At 68.6% G+C, this 19,145-nt stretch carries 20 protein-coding genes; 14 read left to right on the forward strand and 6 right to left on the reverse strand.

Annotated elements, in window-relative coordinates:
- The first annotated feature begins 83 nt into the window (after positions 1 to 83).
- The 3 genes from FHT37_RS03730 (at position 84) to sodC (ending at position 1,491) form a co-directional block, all read left to right on the forward strand.
- A complete protein-coding gene (locus tag FHT37_RS03730; RefSeq protein WP_175538215.1) occupies positions 84 to 230 on the forward strand; it encodes a hypothetical protein in 147 nt (48 codons plus the stop codon).
- Positions 227 to 697, forward strand: coding sequence for a hypothetical protein (locus FHT37_RS03735; RefSeq protein ID WP_091724134.1), 471 nt, complete (start codon positions 227 to 229; stop codon positions 695 to 697). The genes FHT37_RS03730 and FHT37_RS03735 overlap by 4 nt, the downstream gene beginning before the upstream one ends.
- A gap of 257 nt (positions 698 to 954) precedes the next feature.
- Positions 955 to 1,491 carry a superoxide dismutase family protein gene (gene sodC / locus FHT37_RS03740; RefSeq protein WP_091724137.1) on the forward strand — a complete coding sequence of 179 codons (537 nt, stop codon included), beginning with the start codon at positions 955 to 957 and terminating at the stop codon, positions 1,489 to 1,491.
- 176 nt (positions 1,492 to 1,667) lie between these two features.
- Here the strand turns inward: sodC and acnB are convergent, their stop codons facing one another.
- From acnB to FHT37_RS03770, 6 genes are all read right to left on the reverse strand, one after another.
- Positions 1,668 to 4,256 carry a bifunctional aconitate hydratase 2/2-methylisocitrate dehydratase gene (acnB, locus tag FHT37_RS03745; protein WP_183478963.1) on the reverse strand — a complete coding sequence of 863 codons (2,589 nt, stop codon included), beginning with the start codon at positions 4,254 to 4,256 and terminating at the stop codon, positions 1,668 to 1,670.
- A 50-nt stretch (positions 4,257 to 4,306) separates the two neighbouring features.
- On the reverse strand, positions 4,307 to 4,744 hold the full coding sequence (locus tag FHT37_RS03750; RefSeq protein ID WP_091724139.1) for a type II toxin-antitoxin system VapC family toxin: 438 nt from the start codon (positions 4,742 to 4,744) through the stop codon (positions 4,307 to 4,309).
- 4 nt (positions 4,745 to 4,748) lie between these two features.
- Complete coding sequence (locus FHT37_RS03755; protein ID WP_147242052.1) at positions 4,749 to 5,006, reverse strand: AbrB/MazE/SpoVT family DNA-binding domain-containing protein; 258 nt, start codon at positions 5,004 to 5,006, stop codon at positions 4,749 to 4,751.
- 229 nt (positions 5,007 to 5,235) lie between these two features.
- Positions 5,236 to 5,799 (reverse strand): hypothetical protein, encoded by a 564-nt coding sequence (locus FHT37_RS03760; protein ID WP_091724141.1) that lies wholly within the window; start codon positions 5,797 to 5,799, stop codon positions 5,236 to 5,238.
- Between the two features lie 296 nt (positions 5,800 to 6,095).
- Positions 6,096 to 7,106, reverse strand: a complete 1,011-nt coding sequence (locus tag FHT37_RS03765) for a CoA ester lyase (protein WP_183478965.1) — start codon at positions 7,104 to 7,106, stop codon at positions 6,096 to 6,098.
- 123 nt (positions 7,107 to 7,229) lie between these two features.
- The gene (locus tag FHT37_RS03770) at positions 7,230 to 8,216 is read right to left on the reverse strand and encodes a malate dehydrogenase (RefSeq protein WP_091724143.1); all 987 of its coding nucleotides are present in this window, start codon (positions 8,214 to 8,216) and stop codon (positions 7,230 to 7,232) included.
- 257 nt (positions 8,217 to 8,473) lie between these two features.
- Here FHT37_RS03770 and FHT37_RS03775 point away from each other — a divergent pair, with 257 nt between their 5' ends.
- The 11 genes from FHT37_RS03775 to FHT37_RS03825 all read left to right on the forward strand — a co-directional run bounded on the left by FHT37_RS03775 (position 8,474) and on the right by FHT37_RS03825 (position 19,074).
- Positions 8,474 to 9,256 (forward strand): GntR family transcriptional regulator, encoded by a 783-nt coding sequence (locus FHT37_RS03775; protein WP_091724144.1) that lies wholly within the window; start codon positions 8,474 to 8,476, stop codon positions 9,254 to 9,256.
- Positions 9,257 to 9,382: 126 nt separating this feature from the next.
- Entirely contained in the window at positions 9,383 to 9,823 is a 441-nt protein-coding gene (gene sdhC / locus FHT37_RS03780; protein WP_091724147.1) for a succinate dehydrogenase, cytochrome b556 subunit, read from the forward strand.
- Positions 9,824 to 9,898: 75 nt separating this feature from the next.
- Entirely contained in the window at positions 9,899 to 10,261 is a 363-nt protein-coding gene (gene sdhD / locus FHT37_RS03785) for a succinate dehydrogenase, hydrophobic membrane anchor protein (RefSeq protein WP_091724149.1), read from the forward strand.
- Positions 10,262 to 10,264: 3 nt separating this feature from the next.
- Entirely contained in the window at positions 10,265 to 12,082 is a 1,818-nt protein-coding gene (gene sdhA, locus FHT37_RS03790; protein ID WP_183478967.1) for a succinate dehydrogenase flavoprotein subunit, read from the forward strand.
- 19 nt (positions 12,083 to 12,101) lie between these two features.
- A complete protein-coding gene (locus tag FHT37_RS03795) occupies positions 12,102 to 12,806 on the forward strand; it encodes a succinate dehydrogenase iron-sulfur subunit (RefSeq protein ID WP_091724154.1) in 705 nt (234 codons plus the stop codon).
- A gap of 33 nt (positions 12,807 to 12,839) precedes the next feature.
- Positions 12,840 to 13,121 (forward strand): succinate dehydrogenase assembly factor 2, encoded by a 282-nt coding sequence (locus tag FHT37_RS03800; RefSeq protein WP_091724156.1) that lies wholly within the window; start codon positions 12,840 to 12,842, stop codon positions 13,119 to 13,121.
- A gap of 31 nt (positions 13,122 to 13,152) precedes the next feature.
- Positions 13,153 to 14,463 (forward strand): citrate synthase, encoded by a 1,311-nt coding sequence (gltA, locus tag FHT37_RS03805; RefSeq protein ID WP_091724158.1) that lies wholly within the window; start codon positions 13,153 to 13,155, stop codon positions 14,461 to 14,463.
- Between the two features lie 193 nt (positions 14,464 to 14,656).
- Entirely contained in the window at positions 14,657 to 15,673 is a 1,017-nt protein-coding gene (locus FHT37_RS03810) for a LacI family DNA-binding transcriptional regulator (protein ID WP_183478969.1), read from the forward strand.
- A complete protein-coding gene (locus tag FHT37_RS03815; protein ID WP_183478971.1) occupies positions 15,670 to 16,671 on the forward strand; it encodes a ribokinase in 1,002 nt (333 codons plus the stop codon). Before FHT37_RS03810 ends, FHT37_RS03815 begins: the two co-directional genes overlap by 4 nt.
- A 20-nt stretch (positions 16,672 to 16,691) precedes the next feature.
- A complete protein-coding gene (locus FHT37_RS03820; protein ID WP_091724161.1) occupies positions 16,692 to 17,672 on the forward strand; it encodes a nucleoside hydrolase in 981 nt (326 codons plus the stop codon).
- A 79-nt stretch (positions 17,673 to 17,751) separates the two neighbouring features.
- Entirely contained in the window at positions 17,752 to 19,074 is a 1,323-nt protein-coding gene (locus tag FHT37_RS03825) for a TRZ/ATZ family hydrolase (protein ID WP_183478973.1), read from the forward strand.
- Positions 19,075 to 19,145: the final 71 nt, after the last annotated feature.

Below are 19,145 nucleotides of genomic sequence, written 5' to 3' on the forward strand. Positions count from 1 at the left end.
GCGCGGGGAGCCTCGCCGCCGGTCCCGGTCCCTCGACGGGCCGGGACGCGACAAGCAGACGGCGCAGGCCGCAGGAGACAGCCATGGTCATCGATGTTGTCCTCGATGCCGTCATCGACCTCGTCCGCGATGCGGCGAAGCGATGGCCCGCCGCCCCGGGCGGCAAGGACTGGCACCGCGAAGCGAGCGTCGCGCCGGGGCTGCGCGCCTGGACCCGGCGCTGGCCATGACGGCCCAGCGCTGCGTGCTCGCGGCGCGGAGCGGCCGGTCCGAAGGCGGCGTCGAGGGCGCGGACGCGGCATGCCAGGCGCTGCGCGGGCTGTGGGTGCGGGTGCTCGTCCAACTGCGCGAGCTCGGCCAGTCCTGCGCGACACCGGCGGCGCAGCAGCGGCTGCGGCGCATCGGCGTGCGGCGTCCCGACGTGCTCGTGGACGGCCTGGCCGGCGAATTCCGTCGGACCCACCAACTGGCCGCGATGGGCTGCTGCCTGCCGCCGGCGATCGAGGCGCTCGTGCCCGGCGCCATCGCCCCGCGCGATGAAGACGGCCTGGATCGCGGCTTCGAGGCGCTCAGCGCGAGCTACGCGCAATTGCTCGACCGCCTGGCGCCGCCGCCGGGCAGCCACCGTCACAACTGGCTGGAGAGCCGCGTGCGGGTGCATCTGGCGAGGGCCGAGGCGCTGCGAGGGGTGCTCTGACGTGGCGCTTTCGCCTTCATCCCGAGGCGGGTGTGAAGGCCGGGTGAGCGTGGGGTGAGCAAGCAGTGAGCATCGGACGACGATTGGCTACCCTGCGCGTTGCGCGGCTGCCGCGTCGCTTCGTCAGCGTGCGCGCGACACGCCGTTGCACGATCATTCGACCCCAGGGCGCATCGCCGGTCCCACCGGCCGGTGCCCCGACCGATGGCCGTCGTCGGCCCGGTCGCCTTTCCCGTCCATCCGAAGAGGAGTTTCGAATGAAAGTCGCCAAGTCCCTGTGCCTGGGCCTGATCGTGTCCGGTGCCGCCCTGACGGCCGCGCATGCCGCCGAACTGACGGTGAACCTCGCCATCGCGCAGCCCGATGGGGCCGGCGCCTCGGCGGGCACGGTGCGCATCGTCGAGACGCCGTATGGCCTGGCCTTCTATCCGCAGCTCCAGGGGTTGCCTGCCGGCCTGCATGGTTTCCATGTGCATGAGAACCCGTCCTGCGGGCCCGCCACGACCAACGGCACGGTGACCCCGGCCGGCGCGGCGGGCGGGCACTTCGATCCCAAGGGCAGCAAGCGCCATGGCGAGCCCTGGGGCGACGGCCACCTGGGCGACCTGCCGCCGCTGTTCGTCGCGCAGGACGGGCAGGCGGTCAATCCGGTGCTGTCGCCGCGACTGACCAAGCTCGACGAGGTCAAGGGCCACGCCTTGATGGTCCATGCCGGCGGCGACAACCACGCCGACCATCCGGCCCCGCTGGGCGGTGGCGGCGCGCGCATCGCCTGCGGCGTGATCGGCGGTTGAGCAGCGGCGCAGCAGCGGCCGCTGGACGTCCGGACCGGACCCGCGCCGTCCGCGCCGTCGATTCACCATGAACAAGGGCCCGGAGGTTCGCACCTCCGGGCCCTTGTCGTTGGCGGGGCAGGGGACTCACCATCCCCCGCGTCGCCGCGGACCGGGGTCCGCGACGGTCCGGCCGATCAGGCGACCGACTTCGCCGTTTCCGCGTATTCCTCGATCTGGTCGAAGTTCATGTAGCGGTAGACGCTGGCCTTGTCGGCATCGATGACGCCCATCTCCTTGAGGTACTCCGCCTTGGTCGGCAGGCGGCCCAGGCGGGACGCGATCGCGGCCAGCTCGGCCGAGCCCAGGAACACGTTGGTGTTCTTGCCCAGACGGTTGGGGAAATTGCGCGTGGAGGTCGAGATGACCGTCGCGCCCTCGCGGACCTGCGCCTGGTTGCCCATGCACAGCGAGCAGCCCGGCATCTCGGTGCGCGCACCGGCGGTGCCGAAGGCGGCGTAATGGCCTTCCTTGATCAGCTCGCTCTGGTCCATCTTGGTCGGCGGCGCGACCCACAGCTTGACCGGGATGTCGCGCTGGCCGCCCAGCAGCTTGGCCGCCGCGCGGAAGTGACCGATGTTGGTCATGCACGAGCCGATGAAGGCCTCGTCGATCTTGGTGCCGGCGACTTCGGACAGCACCTTCGCGTCGTCCGGGTCATTCGGGCAGCAGACGATCGGCTCGGTGATGTCGGCCAGGTCGATCTCGATGACGGCGGCGTACTCGGCGTCCTTGTCCGCTTCCAGCAGGTCCGGCTTGGCCAGCCAGGCCTCGACCTTCTCGATGCGGCGCTGCAGCGTCTTCGCGTCGGCGTAGCCGTCGGCGATCATGTTCTTCATCAGGACGATGTTGGAGGTGAGGTACTCCTTGATCGGCGCCGGATTCAGCTTGATCGTGCAGCCGGCGGCCGAGCGCTCGGCCGAGGCGTCGGACAGCTCGAAGGCTTGCTCGACCTTCAGGTCGGGCAGGCCCTCGATCTCCAGGATGCGGCCCGAGAAGATGTTCTTCTTGCCGGCCTTGGCCACGGTCAGCAGACCGGCCTTGATGGCGTACAGCGGAATCGCGTGCACCAGGTCGCGCAGGGTCACGCCCGGCTGCATCTCACCCTTGAAGCGCACCAGCACCGATTCCGGCATGTCCAGCGGCATCACGCCGGTCGCGGCGCCGAAGGCCACCAGGCCCGAACCGGCCGGGAAGGAGATGCCGATCGGGAAACGCGTGTGCGAGTCGCCGCCGGTGCCCACGGTGTCGGGCAGCAGCAGGCGGTTCAGCCAGCTGTGGATCACGCCGTCGCCCGGACGCAGCGACACGCCGCCGCGGTTGGAGATGAAGGCGGGCAGCTCGCGGTGCGTCTTCACGTCCACCGGCTTCGGATACGCGGCGGTGTGGCAGAAGGACTGCATCACCAGGTCGGCCGAGAAGCCCAGGCAGGCCAGGTCCTTCAGCTCGTCGCGGGTCATCGGGCCGGTCGTGTCCTGCGAACCGACCGTCGTCATCTTCGGCTCGCAGTAGGTGCCCGGACGCACGCCCTGGCCTTCCGGCAGGCCGACCGCGCGGCCCACCATCTTCTGCGCCAGCGTGAAGCCGGCCTTGGATGCGGCCGGCGCCTGCGGCAGGCGGAACTGCGTCGAGGCCGGCAGGCCCAGGAACTCGCGCGCCTTGGCGGTCAGCGAGCGGCCGATGATCAGGTTGATCCGGCCGCCGGCGCGCACTTCGTCGAACAGCACGTCGCTCTTGAGCTTGAACTCGGCCACGGTCTCGCCGTTCTTCACCAGCTTGCCGTCATAGGGCAGCACGTCGATGACGTCGCCCATCTCCAGCTTGGACACGTCGACCTCGATCGGCAGCGAGCCCGAGTCTTCCTGCGTGTTGAAGAAGATCGGCGCGATCTTGCCGCCCAGCGTCACGCCGCCGAAGCGCTTGTTGGGGACGAAGGGGATGTCCTGGCCGGTGGCCCAGATCACCGAGTTGGTCGCCGACTTGCGCGACGAGCCGGTGCCGACGACGTCGCCGACGTAAGCCACGACGTGGCCCTTCTTCTTCAGGTCCTCGATGAACTGCATCGGGCCGCGCTTGCCGTCCTCCTCGGGCTTGAAGGCCGCGTCGGGGCGGGTGTTCTTCAGCATCGCCAGGTAATGCAGCGGGATGTCCGGACGGCTCCACGCGTCGGGCGCGGGCGACAGGTCGTCGGTGTTGGTCTCGCCCGGCACCTTGAAGACGGTGACGGTGATCTTCTTCTCGACTTCCGGACGCGAGGTGAACCACTCGGCGTCGGCCCAGCTCTGCATCACTTCCTTGGCCTTGGCGTTGCCCGCCTTGGCCTTGGCGGCGACGTCGTTGAAGTAGTCGAACATCAGCAGGGTCTTCTTCAGACCGTCGGCGGCGACGCCGGCGACTTCGGCGTCGTCCAGCAGCTCGATCAGCGGATGCACGTTGTAGCCGCCCACCATGGTGCCCAGCAGTTCGGTGGCCTTGGCCTTGGAGATCAGGCCCACCTTCAGGTCGCCGTGCGCGACGGCGGCCAGGAAGCTGGCCTTGACCTTGGCGGCGTCATCCACGCCCGGCGGCACGCGGTGGGTCAGCAGGTCCAGCAGGAAGGCCTCCTCGCCGGCCGGCGGGGTCTTGATGAGCTCGATCAGCTCGGCGACTTGCTTCGCGTCGAGCGGCAGCGGCGGGATGCCGAGCGCGGCGCGTTCGGCTTCATGTTGGCGATAGGCTTGCAGCATGCGAACTCCAGTGTGGTCTCTGCTTGGGTCGAAAGAGCGGGTCTCGGCGGTCACGGCGCGCTGGGCACGATGACCTTGAGGCCCTTGAAATAGTCTCGGAAGAAGCCCTGGTCCCGGGTGATCAGGCCGTCGCACTGCAACATCGCGTGCGCGCCCACCAGGAAGTCGGGCATCGCCCGCGTGGCGGCGGCCTCGGGCGCGCCGGAAGGCGCCCCCTTGTCGGCCAGCCGTTGCTTGAACTTGCGTTGCATCTCGCCGGCGCGGATCGCCGCGCGCTGGTCGATGGCCAGAAAGCGCAGGCCCATCTCCTCGAGCGCGTCCATCACCTCCGAGCCGTGCCCGAGGCCGGCCGTGACTTCGGCCAGCACCACGTCGCACAGCACCACCGGGCCGCTGGACAGCGCCAGGCGCAGCGCGGCCTCGGCGGCGTCGGCGCCGGGGGCGTCGCCCAGGAGGTCGATGAGAACGGAGCTGTCGACGGCGATCATCGGATCAGGCGTCGGTGGGTTCGTCGAAGGACTGGTCGGGCGTGCGACCGCGCAGGTCGCGCATGACGTCGTCGGTCGAGGTGCCTTCGGGCAGCTTGAAACGGCCGCGGGCCCGGGAGATGGCGTCGTCGACGTTCTTGCGCAGGATGATGCGGGCCCCGTCGAGTTCCACCTTGAGGGTGGTGCCCTTGGTCAGTCCCAGGGCGTCCCGCACGGCCTTGGGCAGGGTGATCTGACCTCGTTCGGCGACGGTGGCTTCCATGCGGGCTCCTGGCGATCCTGGGAGATTAGGCGACGGCCTTGGCGATTTCATGACCGCCCGCGGCCGGTCGCCGGTGCGGTATGAATCGGAAAGTATGCATGAATTGTACGTACTTTCGGCTCGCGAAATCCAGCCCGGCGTGCGCAAGCCCGAGGTCCGCGCTGGGGGAAGCGGTGGCGGACGGGCGTGAAAAAGCCGCCTCGAGGGCGGCTTCGTCGGGGCGCGAGGCTCAGTTCGCGCTCGGCGCGATGCCCAGGCCGGGGCCGGCGGGCGCCGACGCGGCGCGGGCGGCCTCGATGGCGGCGCGCTGTTCCGGGTGGACGCATTCGTCGACCAGGCGCTGGCCGGCCTTGACGTCCAGCAGCATCGACTTGTTGGCGATCTGGACCATCAGCGTGCGGCCGGTGACGTCCTCCAGGCGCAGGGCGCCGGTCGACGACAGCACCGGCTTCATCGTGAAGGTGTCCTTCTTGAAGCCGACGTTGATGTAGCCGGCGTGCTTCTCATCGGGAGCGATGGTGACGGACTGCTTGAATTCGCACTCGTACAGGCCGAGGTAGGCGCGCTTGGCGGCGGCCAGTTGCTCCTCGTTCGCCTCCGGCAGCGGGGGCGGGGGCGGCGGGGTCTTGGCGGCGGGCTTCTTGGCCGTCGACTTGCCGGCGGCGGGCTTCGCGGCCTTGGCCGGTGCGGCCTTGCTGCCGGCATTCGGGTCGGGCTGAGCGGCGGCGAGGCCGGCGGTCAGGGTCAGCGCGGCGGCAGCGGCGCCGGACAGGAGGAGGGCGGTCAGTCGCATTCTGGGAATGGGGAAGAGGGGCCTGGAAACACCAGCCGATGCAGGTGGCCGAAAAACAAACGCCGACAGGCGGCGATGCGCAATTGTCACCGCGGCCTCGTCCCGCAAAACCCGCATTTAATGTGTCAAACCGTTGATCGACGCTAGGGTCTTCACCGGTTGTGCGCGTCGCGGCGCGAGGCGTGACGCCGCTTTTTCGTCCTCGCGGTCCGCGGCGCGTGAAGTGCTGCACGGATGGGCGATTGCACATTGTTGCGCCCGACGCGCGAGCGGCCCGCCACTGCGGCGTCGACGCGTCAAAGCGGCGACGGCCGCGGCGCGAACCAGGCCTGCGCGACCTCCGTCGGCAGGTTCTGTCCGGTGCTATGCGCGCGCTGCAGCAGGTGCCAGAACAGGCGGTAGCTGGCGCGGTCATGCAGCATGTCGCGGTGCTGGATCGGCGCCCATTGCGCCGCCTGGGCGGCCTGCAGGATCTCGATGGCCTCGTCGATCTCGGCCACGCTCGGCGCGAAGGCATCGATGATGGGCTGGATCTGGTTCGGATGGATGCTCCACATCCGCGTGTAGCCGAACTCGCGCGCCGCGCGCTCGGCGGCGGACTGGATCGCGCGCTCGCTCTTGAACTCGGTCACCACGCAGTGCGACGGCGTCTTCGCATAGGCATGCGCGGCCGCCGCGATGGACAGCTTGGCGCGCCGCACCAGCGGATGGGTGAACTGGCCCTCGACCGTCAGCGCGGAGCGCGGGATCGCGCCGCGATGCGCCGACACGAAGTCCATCAGCCCGAACGACAGCGACTCGATGCGCGGGTGTGCCGCGATCGCCATCACGTCGCGCAGCGCGCCGTGGGTCTCGATCAGCGTGTGCAGCGGCAGCGGCTTGCGGATCGCGTGGCGCTTGAGGCAGTCGTCGATGAAGGCGATGGCGCGGTCCAGGTCCGCGATGCCTTCGGGCTTGGGGATCATCAGGAAGGCGAGCTTCTCGCCGCCGCCGGCGATGACCGCCTCCACGTCCGCTTCGAAGGCCGGGTGGTTGAACGGATGCACGCGCACGCCGACGCGGCCATGCGCATTGAGCGAGCCGTTGAGCAGGTGCAGCACCAGCAGCATGTGCTCGGCCTCGCCGCCGACGGGCGCGCCGTCCTCGCAGTCCAGCGTGATGTCGAAGACCGGGCCCATCCGCGCCTGCAGCTCCAGGCTCTTGATCATGCGGGCCTCGACGCCGCAGTAATGGTCGACGACCGGCAGGACGACGGGCGCCTGGCCGTCTTCGAACAGGGCGTCGGCGGGGTGGAGGAGCGTGCTCATGCGATGACGGCGGGAGGGGTTGAACTCTGGAAGGAAGAAGGGCCGGCCTTCTTGCGAAAGGCCGGCCCGTCGAGTGTCGCTCAGCGGAAGCGGTGCGCGGGCCCCTGCGGGCCCTCGCGCGCCTTACAGCAGATGCTTGACGCCGTTCTGCTCTTCCAGCAGCTCGTTCAGCGTCTTGTTGATGCACTCTTGCGAGAAGGCGTCGATCTCCAGGCCCTGGACGATCTTGTATTCGCCGTTCTCGACGGTCACCGGGTAGCCGAACATGACTTCCTTCGGAATGCCGTACGAACCGTCCGACGGGATGCCCATCGTGACCCACTTGCCGTTGGTGCCCAGGGCCCAGTCGCGCATGTGGTCGATGGCGGCGTTGGCGGCCGAGGCGGCCGACGACAGGCCGCGCGCGGCGATGATCGCGGCGCCGCGCTTGCCCACGGTCGGCAGGAAGGTGGTGCGGTTCCACTCTTCATCGTTGATCAGGGCCTTGACCGACTGGCCGTCGATGGTGGCGTAGCGGTAGTCCGCGTACATCGTCGGCGAGTGGTTGCCCCACACGGCCAGCTTCTCGATGCCGGCGACCGGCTTGCCGGTCTTGGCGGCGATCTGCGAGGCGGCGCGGTTGTGGTCCAGGCGCAGCATGGCGGTGAAGTTCTTCGCCGGCAGGTCCGGGGCCGACTTCATCGCGATGTAGGCGTTGGTGTTGGCGGGGTTGCCGACCACCAGCACCTTGACGTTGCGCGAGGCCACGGCGTTCAGCGCCTTGCCCTGCACGGTGAAGATCTGGGCGTTGGCGGCCAGCAGGTCCGAACGCTCCATGCCCGGGCCGCGCGGACGGGCGCCGACCAGCAGCGCGTAGTCGGTGTCCTTGAAGGCGGTCATCGGGTCGCTGTGCGCCTCGATGCCGGCCAGCAGCGGGAAGGCGCAGTCTTCCAGTTCCATGATCACGCCCTTGAGCGCGTTCTGGGCCTTCTCGTCCGGGATCTCCAGCAGCTGCAGGATGACGGGCTGGTCCTTGCCCAGCATCTCGCCGCTGGCGATGCGGAACAGCAGGGCGTAGCCGATCTGGCCGGCGGCGCCGGTGACGGCGACGCGAACGGGTTTCTTGCTCATCAGAAGTCTCCGGGGAAGTGCGAGTGAATGATGCGGGAGGCGCGGTCCGCGCCAGCGGCGGCAAGTGTAGGCCAGCACGGTGGCGGCACGGATCGCGATAGGGTCTTCTTCGCCCACCGGTGTGGGGAGTCGCCCCCAAATTAGCGGGCGACCATTGCGTGAAACTGACACTCTTGTGTCTTATATAAGACTAATCTCCTCGGACTCCCCCCCGGAGGATGGACGCTCGCACCGCAGTTGTGCTCGAATCGCGCCCCATGTCGCCCCCCGCCGCCCCGGTTCACCCCGTCACGCCGCTCAATGAGCTGGCGCGCGCGGAAGCCGCGCCGTCGTTCAGCCCGCTGTATCGCCAGATCAAGGGGCTGATCCTCAAGGGCCTGCAGGCCGGCGAGTGGAAGGCGGGCGAGACCATCCCCAGCGAGATGGACCTGGCCGCCCGCTTCGGGGTGAGCCAGGGCACCGTCCGCAAGGCCGTCGATGAGCTCGCGGCCGACAACCTGCTGGTCCGCAAGCAAGGGAAGGGCACCTTCGTCGCCACCCATGCGGAACAGCAGCAGCAATACCGCTTCCTGCGCCTCACGCCCGACGGCGATGCCGCCGCGTCGCTCGGGCGCCAGCTGCTGGACTGCAAGCGCCAGCGCGCGCCGGCCTTCATCGCCAAGCTGATGCAGCTGCGCGCCGGCGACCCGGTCATCGAGATCCGCCGCCTGCTGCACAGCGGCGGCCAGCCGGTCGTGCTGGACGACATCTGGCTGCCCGGCGCCCTGTTCAAGGGGCTGACGGCGGAGCGGCTGCTGGAGCATCGCGGGCCGTTCTACAGCCTGCTTGAAACCGAATTCGGCGTGCCGATGATTCGCGCGCAGGAAAAGATCCGGGCGGTCGCGGCGGAGGAAGACGCCGCCGCGCTGCTGCAGGTGGCGCCCGGCAGTCCGCTGCTGAGCGTCGAGCGTCTGGCCTTCACCTACGGCGACAAGCCGGTGGAGTTGCGCCGCGGCCTCTACAACACTACTCATCACTTCTATCGCAACGACCTGAACTGATGCATTCGCGTTGCGGCGATGACGTTTTCATGGCACCGCATGAAAACGACATGCGCCCAGGACACCCTTCCGGGGTGTTGCGTTGCCATAAAATCTTCGGGTTTCACATTGATTACAAGGTCGGACATGACGGACGCCACCCAAGCCACCAAGAAGAATCGACCGGTCTACACCAACATCCATGTCACGCAGATCGTTGGCTATCGCCTGCCGCCGGCGGGCATCGTCTCGATCCTGCACCGCATCAGCGGCCTGCTGATGTTCTTCCTGCTCCCGTTCGTGATCTGGATGTTCGACACCAGCCTCACGTCGGAGATCTCTTACGAAACCTTCACCGCGGCCTTCGTCTCGGGCATCGGTTTCCTGCCGGGCTGGTTCATCAAGCTGGTCGCGCTGGCCCTGATCTGGGGCTACCTCCACCACTTCATCGCGGGCGTGCGCCATCTGTGGATGGATGCGACCCACAGCGTCAGCAAGCAGCAAGGCAAGAGCAGCGCCATCGTGACGCTGGTGCTGTCCATCGTGCTGACGATCGCGCTCGGCGCCAAGCTCTTCGGCCTGTACTGATCCCGCCGCCGGCGCGCGGCTCGGCTCGCGCGACCGGGATGAATCCCGACGATTGACCCAAGAGGCAAATCAACAATGACAACCTACGGAAGCAAGCGCATCGTCACCGGTGCGCATTACGGCCTGCGCGACTGGATGGCCCAGCGCGCCACCGCGCTGCTCATGGCGCTGTTCACCCTCGTGCTGCTGGCGCAGGTGCTGTTCACCAGCCAGCCGCTGGGCTACGACCTGTGGGCCGGCATCTTCAGTAAGCAATGGATGAAGTTCCTGACCTTCGGCCTGATCGTCTCGCTGGCGTATCACGCGTGGGTCGGCGTGCGCGACATCTGGATGGATTACGTGAAGCCGGTGGGCGTGCGGCTGGCGCTGCATGTGTTCACGCTGGTGTGGTTGACGGGTTGCGCGGGTTGGGCGATCCAAGTGCTCTGGAGGCTGTAAGAAATGCAAATCGGAACCTCGCTGCCCAAGCGCAAATTCGACGTCGTCATCGTGGGAGCCGGCGGCTCCGGCATGCGCGCGTCGCTGCAGCTGTCGCTCGCCGGCCTGAACGTGGCCGTGCTGTCCAAGGTCTTCCCGACCCGCTCGCACACCGTGGCCGCTCAAGGCGGCATCGGTGCCAGCCTGGGCAACATGTCGGAAGACAACTGGCACTACCACTTCTACGACACCGTGAAGGGCTCGGACTGGCTGGGCGACCAGGACGCCATCGAGTTCATGTGCCGTGAAGCGCCGAAGGTGGTCTACGAGCTCGAGCACTTCGGCATGCCGTTCGACCGCAACCCGGACGGCACGATCTATCAGCGCCCGTTCGGCGGCCACACCGCCAACTACGGCGAGAAGCCGGTCCAGCGCGCCTGCGCCGCGGCCGACCGCACCGGCCACGCGCTGCTGCATACGCTGTACCAGCAGAACGTCAAGGCCCGCACCAACTTCTTCGTCGAGTGGATGGCGCTGGACCTGATCCGCGACGCCGAGGGCGACGTGGTCGGCGTGACCGCGCTGGAGATGGAGACGGGCGAGATCCACATCCTCGAAGCCAAGACCGTGCTGCTGGCCACCGGCGGCGCGGGGCGCATCTTCGCGGCCTCGACCAACGCCTTCATCAACACCGGCGACGGCCTGGGCATGGCGGCGCGCGCCGACATCCCGCTGCAGGACATGGAGTTCTGGCAGTTCCACCCGACCGGCGTGGCCGGTGCCGGCGTGCTGCTGACCGAAGGCTGCCGCGGCGAGGGCGCAATCCTGCGCAACGCCAACGGCGAGCGCTTCATGGAGCGCTACGCCCCGACGCTGAAGGACCTGGCGCCGCGCGACTTCGTCTCGCGCTGCATGGACCAGGAGATCAAGGAAGGTCGCGGCTGCGGTCCCAACAAGGACTACGTCGTGCTGGACATGACCCACCTGGGCGGCGACACCATCCTCAAGCGGCTCCCGTCCGTGTTCGAGATCGGCCACAACTTCGCCAACGTCGACATCACCAAGGAGCCGATCCCGGTCGTGCCGACCATCCATTACCAGATGGGCGGCATCCCGACCAACGTCAACGGCCAGGTCGTCGTCCAGAAGGGCGAGGATCACAAGAGCGTGGTCAACGGCCTGTACGCGGTGGGCGAGTGCTCCTGCGTCTCGGTGCACGGCGCCAACCGCCTGGGCACGAACTCGCTGCTGGACCTGGTGGTCTTCGGCCGCGCGGCCGGCAACCACATCGTCGAGGCGCACAAGGGCTTCAAGGCCGCCGGCAAGGCGCACAAGCCGCTGCCCAAGGACGCCGCCGACCAGACGCTGGCGCGCTTGGCCCGCCTGGAGTCCAACACCGGCGGCGAGTACGCCCAGAACGTCGCCAACGACCTGCGCGCCGCGATGCAGTCGCACGCCGGCGTGTTCCGCACCCAGGCGCTGCTGGACGAGGGCGTCACCGCCGTCGCCGCGATCCGCGAGCGGGTCAGGAACATCACGCTGAAGGACAAGTCCAAGGTCTTCAACACCGCCCGCGTCGAGGCGCTGGAAGTGGACAACCTGATCGAGGCCGCGCAGGCCACCATCGTGTCCGCCGCCGCCCGCAAGGAATGCCGTGGCGCCCACACCGTCAACGACTACGAGCGGGGTCCGGACGATGCGGAATTCCCGCTGGGCCGCAACGACAAGGAGTGGATGAAGCACACCCTGTGGCACTCCAAGTCCAACAGCCTGACCTACAAGCCGGTCAACCTCCAACCGCTGACCGTCGAGAGCGTCCCGCCGAAGGTCCGTACCTTCTGAGCGCCGCAGGAGCATTCAAATGATCAAGCGCACCTTCAAGATCTACCGCTACGACCCGGACAAGGACGCCAAGCCCTACATGCAGACCATCGAGCTGGAGCTCGCCGGCAACGAACGCATGCTGCTGGACGCCCTGCTCAAGCTCAAGGAAGTGGATCCGTCGCTGTCGTTCCGCCGCTCGTGCCGCGAAGGCGTGTGCGGCTCCGACGCGATGAACATCAACGGCAAGAACGGCCTGGCCTGCCTGACCAATCTGCGCTCGCTGCCGGACGTCATCGTCCTGAAGCCGCTGCCGGGCTTGCCCGTCGTCCGCGACCTGATCGTGGACATGACGCAGTTCTTCAAGCAGTACAACTCGATCCGTCCGTTCCTGGTGAACGAGGAAGCGCCGCCCGAGAAGGAGCGCCTGCAGTCCCCCGAGGAGCGCGACGAGCTCAACGGCCTGTACGAGTGCATCCTCTGCGCGAGCTGCTCCACGAGCTGCCCCAGCTTCTGGTGGAACCCCGACAAGTTCGTCGGTCCCGCCGGCCTGCTGCAGGCCTACCGCTTCATCGCCGACAGCCGCGACCAGGCCACCGCGGAGCGCCTGGACAACCTCGAGGATCCGTACCGCCTGTTCCGCTGCCACACCATCATGAACTGCGTCGACGTCTGCCCGAAGGGTCTCAACCCGACCAAGGCGATCGGCAAGATCAAGGAACTGATGGTGCGTCGCGCCGTCTGAGGCCCGCACCGCGAGACAGCAGCGCGCACACGCATGAACGCCGTGGACACCAACACCCTCATCGATGAGAGGGATCTCTCCAAGCTCAAGTGGCGTTGCCGCCGCGGGCTGTTGGAGAATGACCTCTTCATCGAGCGGTTCTTCCAACGTCACGAAGGCGCGCTGACCGTCTTCCACGCGGAAGGCCTGCGGCAGTTGATGGACCTGTCCGACAACGACCTGCTGGACCTGCTGCTGGCCCGCAAGGAGCCGGCGGACGACCTGGACCGGCCGGACGTGCATGCCGTGCTCGCGCTGCTGCGGACCCCTCAGTAACAAGAACCCCCCGAAGTCATAAGGAATGCCCATGACCCCGTCTGACGTCAAAGCCACCCTGTCGTTCTCCGACGGCAGCCCGCAAATGGATCTGCCCCTGTACAAGGGCACCATCGGTCCGGATGTGATCGACATCCGCAAGCTTTACGCGCAGACCGGCAAGTTCACCTACGACCCGGGCTTCCTGTCGACGGCGTCGTGCAACTCGACCATCACCTACATCGATGGCGACAAGGGCGAGCTGCTGTACCGCGGCTACCCGATCGAGCAGTTGGCGGTGAACTGCGACTACCTCGAGACCTGCTACCTGCTGCTCTACGGGGAGCTGCCGACCCCGTCGCAGAAGGAGGAGTTCGTCAGCCGCGTGACCAACCACACGATGGTCAACGAGCAGATGCAGTTCTTCCTGCGCGGCTTCCGCCGCGACGCGCACCCGATGGCGGTGATGACGGGCCTGGTGGGCGCGCTGTCGGCCTTCTATCACGACAGCACCGACATCAATAACCCCGAGCACCGCGAGATCGCCGCGATCCGCCTGATCGCGAAGATGCCGACGCTGGTGGCGATGGCCTACAAGTACACGATCGGCCAGCCCTACATCTATCCGAAGAACGACCTCTCGTACGCCGGCAACTTCATGCGCATGATGTTCGCCACGCCCTGCGAGGAGTACAAGCCCAACGACGTGCTGGTGCGCGCGATGGACCGCATCTTCACGCTGCACGCGGACCACGAGCAGAACGCGTCGACCTCGACGGTGCGCCTGTGCGGCTCGTCGGGCACCAACCCGTTCGCGGCGATCGCGGCCGGCGTGGCCTGCCTGTGGGGCCCGGCGCACGGTGGCGCCAACGAGGCCTGCCTGAACATGCTGAACGACATCCAGCAGATGGGTGGCGTGGCCAAGATCGGCGACTTCATCAAGCAGGTCAAGGACAAGTCCAGCAACGTCAAGCTGATGGGCTTCGGTCACCGGGTCTACAAGAACTACGACCCGCGCGCCAAGCTGATGCGCGAGACCTGCCACGAAGTGCTGAACGAACTGGGCCTGCACGACGACCCGCTGTTCAAGCTGGCGATGGAGCTGGAGAAGATCGCGTTGGAAGACGAATACTTCGTCGCCCGCAAGCTGTACCCGAACGTGGACTTCTACTCGGGCATCGTGCAGCGCGCCATCGGCATCCCGGTGCCGCTGTTCACCGCGATCTTCGCGCTGGCCCGCACCGTCGGCTGGATCGCGCAGCTCAACGAGATGATCGGCGACCCCGAGTACAAGATCGGCCGTCCGCGCCAGCTGTTCGTCGGCGCCACCAAGCGCGACGTCAAGCCGATCGCCCAGCGCTGATCGGGACCGCGAGTCGCCCCGGCGGCTCGTCGCTGCGAAGCCCCTGCGCCCGAGGCCAGGGGCTTTTCTTTTGAATATTTGGTGCGCGGGGTTCGCCCGAGCACGGCTTCCGTCAAGCTTGCGGTATGCTCTGCAAACGTTTGCAATTGACGGAACACGCCAGTTTGGCACGAGCAGGGGACCGAATCTACCAATGAGCACCATCAAGGATGTGGCCGCTTTGGCGGGGGTGTCCTTCACCACGGTCTCGCATGTGCTGAACAACACGCGGCCGGTCAGCGCCGAGGCGCGGGCGCGCGTCCTGGCGGCGGTCGACGAGATCGGTTACCTGCCCAGCGCGGTGGCCCGCTCGCTGCGGCGCAGCGAGACCAAGATCGTCGGCGTGCTGGTGCCCAACGTGCGCAATCCCTTCTTCGCGGAACTGGTCGTCGGCGCCGAGGAGTGGTGCCGCCAGGCGGGCTATTCGGTCTTTCTCTGCAATTCCGACAACGATCCCAAGCACCAGCAGTCCTACCTGCGCACGCTGCTCGAGAAGCGCATCGACGGCCTGCTGCTGAGCTCGGCCGGCGACACCGAGGCGCTGGCCAGCACCTTCCGCCATGCCAGCGTGCCGGTGGTGACGGTGGACCGCCTGGTGCCGGGCGCGCGCGCCGACCGCGTCAGCGTCAACAACCAGCTGGGCGCCTTCGAGGTGGTGCGCCACCTGCTGGAACTGGGCCATCGCCGCATCGGCTGCGTCAGCGGCCCGGGCGAGTTCGAGGTCACCACCGAGCGCGTCGCCGGCTGGCGCAGTGCCATGGAGCAGCGCGGCCTGGTGGCCCGCCCCGAATGGCTGGCCGAAAGCGACTTCAGCACCGCCGGCGGCTACGAGGCCGTCAAGGCGCTGCTGACGCGACAGCCCGAGCTCACCGCCGTCTTCACCTGCAACGACCTGATGGGCATGGGCGCCTTGCGCGCCGCCGCCGAGATGGGCCGGGTCGTGCCGCGCCAGCTGTCGGTCGTGGGCTTCGACGCGATCGAGCTCGGCAGCTACGTCTATCCCGCGCTGACCAGCGTGGGCTGCTCGATCCGCGAGCTCGGCCGGGAGGCCGGCCGCGCGCTGATCGAGCGCATCGAGAATCCCCAGGCGCCGTTCAAGGACCTGCAACTCGTGCCGCAGGTCGTGCTGCGCGAGAGCACCGCGGCGCCGTCGTCTCCGGAGCTTTCATGACTTCAGCCCAGGCTGCGGCCACCGTCGTGGTGGTCGGCAGCGTCAACATGGACCTCGTGGCCCACGCCGCGCGGCTGCCCGCGCCGGGCGAGACCCTGATCGGCCAGGCCTTCGCGGGCACCCCCGGCGGCAAGGGTGGCAACCAGGCGGTGGCCGCGTCGCGGCTGGGCGCCGAGGTCGCGCTGATCGGCCGCGTCGGCATGCGCCAGCATGGCCAGGACCTGCTGAGCGCGCTGGAGGCGGAACGCGTCCACACCCAGGCCGTGCGCCGCGACGAGGCGGCCTGGCCCGGCGTGGCCGTGATCATGGTCGCCAGCGAGGGCGGCGAGAACGCCATCGTCGTCGTGCCCGGCAGCAATGCGGACCTGGCGCCGGCGGATGTCGAGCAGGGCGGGGCGCAGCTGCGCCAGGCCAGGGTCGTCGTCGCCCAGTTGGAGGTGCCGGTGCCGGCGATCCAGCGCGCCTTCGAGATCGCCCGGCAGTCCGGCGTGACCACGGTGCTGAACGCCGCGCCGGCGCAGGAGCTGCCGGCCACCTTGCTGGCGCTGAGCGACTGGCTGGTCGTCAACGAGACCGAAGCGCTGCAGCTGGCGCGCGCGGTGACGCTGCCCGGCGATGCCGACGAACTGACGATCGCGCGCGCGACCGCGGCGCATCTGCGCACGCTGGGGCCGCGTCACGTGCTGGTGACGCTGGGCGCCGCCGGTGCCTGGCTGCTGTGCGACGCGCATCCCGAGGGGCTGCATCTGGTCGCCGCGCGCGTCGAGGCGGTGGACACGGTCGGCGCGGGCGACACGCTGGTCGGTGGCCTCGCGGTCGGGCTGGCCGAAGGGCTGGTCGCGGCGCGCGCGGTGGCGCTGGGCCAATCGGCCGCCGCGCTCGCGGTGAGCCGCGCCGGCGTCCAGCAGGCCATGCCCCACCGCTCGGAACTGCCGGAATTGCCCGAGCTCGCCGCGCTGATCGCGAAGGCGGCACACTCCGCCGACGGCAACCCCTGACCCTGGAGCGCAGTATTCCCATGGACAGCACGAACCCGGCTTCCGCCCGCATTCCCGTCATCTTCGACACCGACCCCGGCATCGACGACGCGCTCGCGCTCGCCTTGCTGGCGCGTCATCCGCGCTTCGAGCTGCTGGCCGTCACGACGGCCTTCGGCAACGCGCCGGTCGAGACCACCACCCGCAACGCGCGCGGCCTGACCGCGCTCTACCGCCAGGACATCCCGGTCGCCGCCGGCGCCGCCGGCCCGCTGCTGGACAAGCGCCGCCGCAAGGACGCCGCGCACGTGCACGGCGACGACGGCCTGGGCGGCATGGCCGCTGGCCTGCCCGCGCCGACGCGCCCGCTGGATCCGCGTCCGGCGCATCGCCTGATCTGCGACCTCGTCAACGCGCGCCCCGGCGAGATCACGCTGGTGGCCGTCGGCCCGTTCACCAACCTGGCGCTGGCGCTGGCCCACGATCCCTCGATCGCCGGCAAGGTCCGGCGCGTGATCGTGATGGGCGGCGCCTTCGGCCTGAAGGGGCATGGCGGCAACGTCACGCCGGTGGCCGAGGCCAACATCATGGCCGACCCCGAGGCCGCCGACCAGGTCTTCACCGCGCCCTGGCCGGTCACCATCGTCGGCCTGGACGTGACGCAGGAGGCGATCATGCGCGAGGCCGACCTGGACAGGCTGCGCGGCCGCGGCGAGGGCGCCGGCGACCTGCTCTGGCAGGCCACGCGGCACTACCAGCAGTTCTACGACGCGCGCGACGGCATCGGCGGCATCTATGCCCATGACGCGAGCGCCGCGGCGCTGCTGCTGGTGCCGGAGGCCTTCACCCTGCGCGCCGGGCCGGTGCGGGTCGTGCTGGAGGGCATCGCCACCGGCCAGACCATCCAGGACTGGCGCAACGAGCACGGCACCGGCACGCCGTGGAGCGGCCACCCGTCGCAGCAGGTCTGCGTCGCGGTCGACGCGGCGCGCGTGCTGGCGCTGTTCGACGAGATCTTCTGACGCCGGCGGCGGCCTTCGCCACGCCTTCGAGTTTCAAGACAATGCACGGCGCGCCGACCCGCGCCCCAAGGAGAACCTGATGACGACCCAAGCCGTGAAGCTGCTGTTGCCCCGCTGGCTGATCACCATGACCCCCGACAGCCCGGTGCTGGAACAGCATGCGCTGGCGATCGAGGGCGAGCGCATCGCCGCCGTCCTGCCGCGCGACGAGGCGCTCCAGCGCTACGCCGATGCCGAGCGCGTCGAGCTGCCGCACCACGTGCTGATCCCCGGCCTGATCAATGCCCACACGCACTCGGCGATGTCGCTGCTGCGCGGCGTGGCCGACGACCTGGCGCTGATGGACTGGCTCAACAACCACATCTGGCCGCTGGAGCGCCAGTGGGTGAGCGAGGACTGGACCTACCAGGGCTCGCTGCTGTCCGCGGCCGAGGCGCTGCGCGGCGGCGTCACCTACCTCAACGACATGTACTTCTTCCCCACCGCGATGGCCCGCGCGGCGGTGGACAGCGGCATCCGCGCCGGCGTGTCGATCAACGTGATCGACTTCCCGACCGGCTACGCCGCCAACGCGCAGGACTACATCGAGAAGGGCCTGGCCGCCTACGAGCAGTTCAAGGGTGAGAAGCTGCTGGACTGGACCAGCGCGCCGCATGCGCCGTACACGGTCTCGGACGAGACCTTCATCCAGCTGCGCCAGCTGGCCGAGAAGTACGACCTGCAGATGCACTGCCACATCCACGAGACGCAGGACGAGATCGACGGCAGCCTCAAGCAGTACGGCGAGCGTCCGCTGGCGCGCCTGAACAAGCTGGGCCTGCTGAACGCGAAGATGATCGCCGTGCACATGGTCCACCTGAGCGACGACGAGATCGACCTGGTCGCGAAGCAGGGCGTGCACCTGGTTCACAACCCGAGCTCCAACCTGAAGCTGGCGTCGGGCGTGGCGCCGGTGAAGGCGCTGGAAGCGGCCGGCGTGAACACCATCCTGGGCACCGACGGCGCCGCCTCCAACAACCGCCAGGACATGCTCAGCGAGATCCGCGCCGCCGCGTTGCTGGCCAAGGGCGTGACCGGCGATCCGCTGACGGTGTCGGCGCGGACCGCGCTGGAGATGGCCACCGTGCGCGCCGCCAAGGCGATGGGCCGGGCCAGCGACCTGGGCACGCTGGAGGCCGGCAAGCTGGCCGACGTCGTCGCCGTGGCGCTGGACTCGATCGAATGCCAGCCGGTTTATCACGCGGATGCGCAGCTGGTTTATGTCGCCGGGCGTGAACATGTCACGGACGTGTGGGTGGGCGGCCGGCAGGTGCTGTCGAATCGCAACGTTCTGACTTTCGACACCCAGGCCTTGCAGGGGCGCGTGGCGGACATCGTGGCTAAGATGCGCGCCGGGCGCTGATCCCCCCTGAACACGGGGGTGGCGGCGCCGAGGGGCCGGCCGTCGACCTGACCGCCGGTGTGCAGGAGACA

It is taken from the genome of Mitsuaria sp. BK037 (assembly GCF_014193045.1).
In the GTDB taxonomy this organism is placed as follows: Bacteria; Pseudomonadota; Gammaproteobacteria; order Burkholderiales; family Burkholderiaceae_C; genus Roseateles.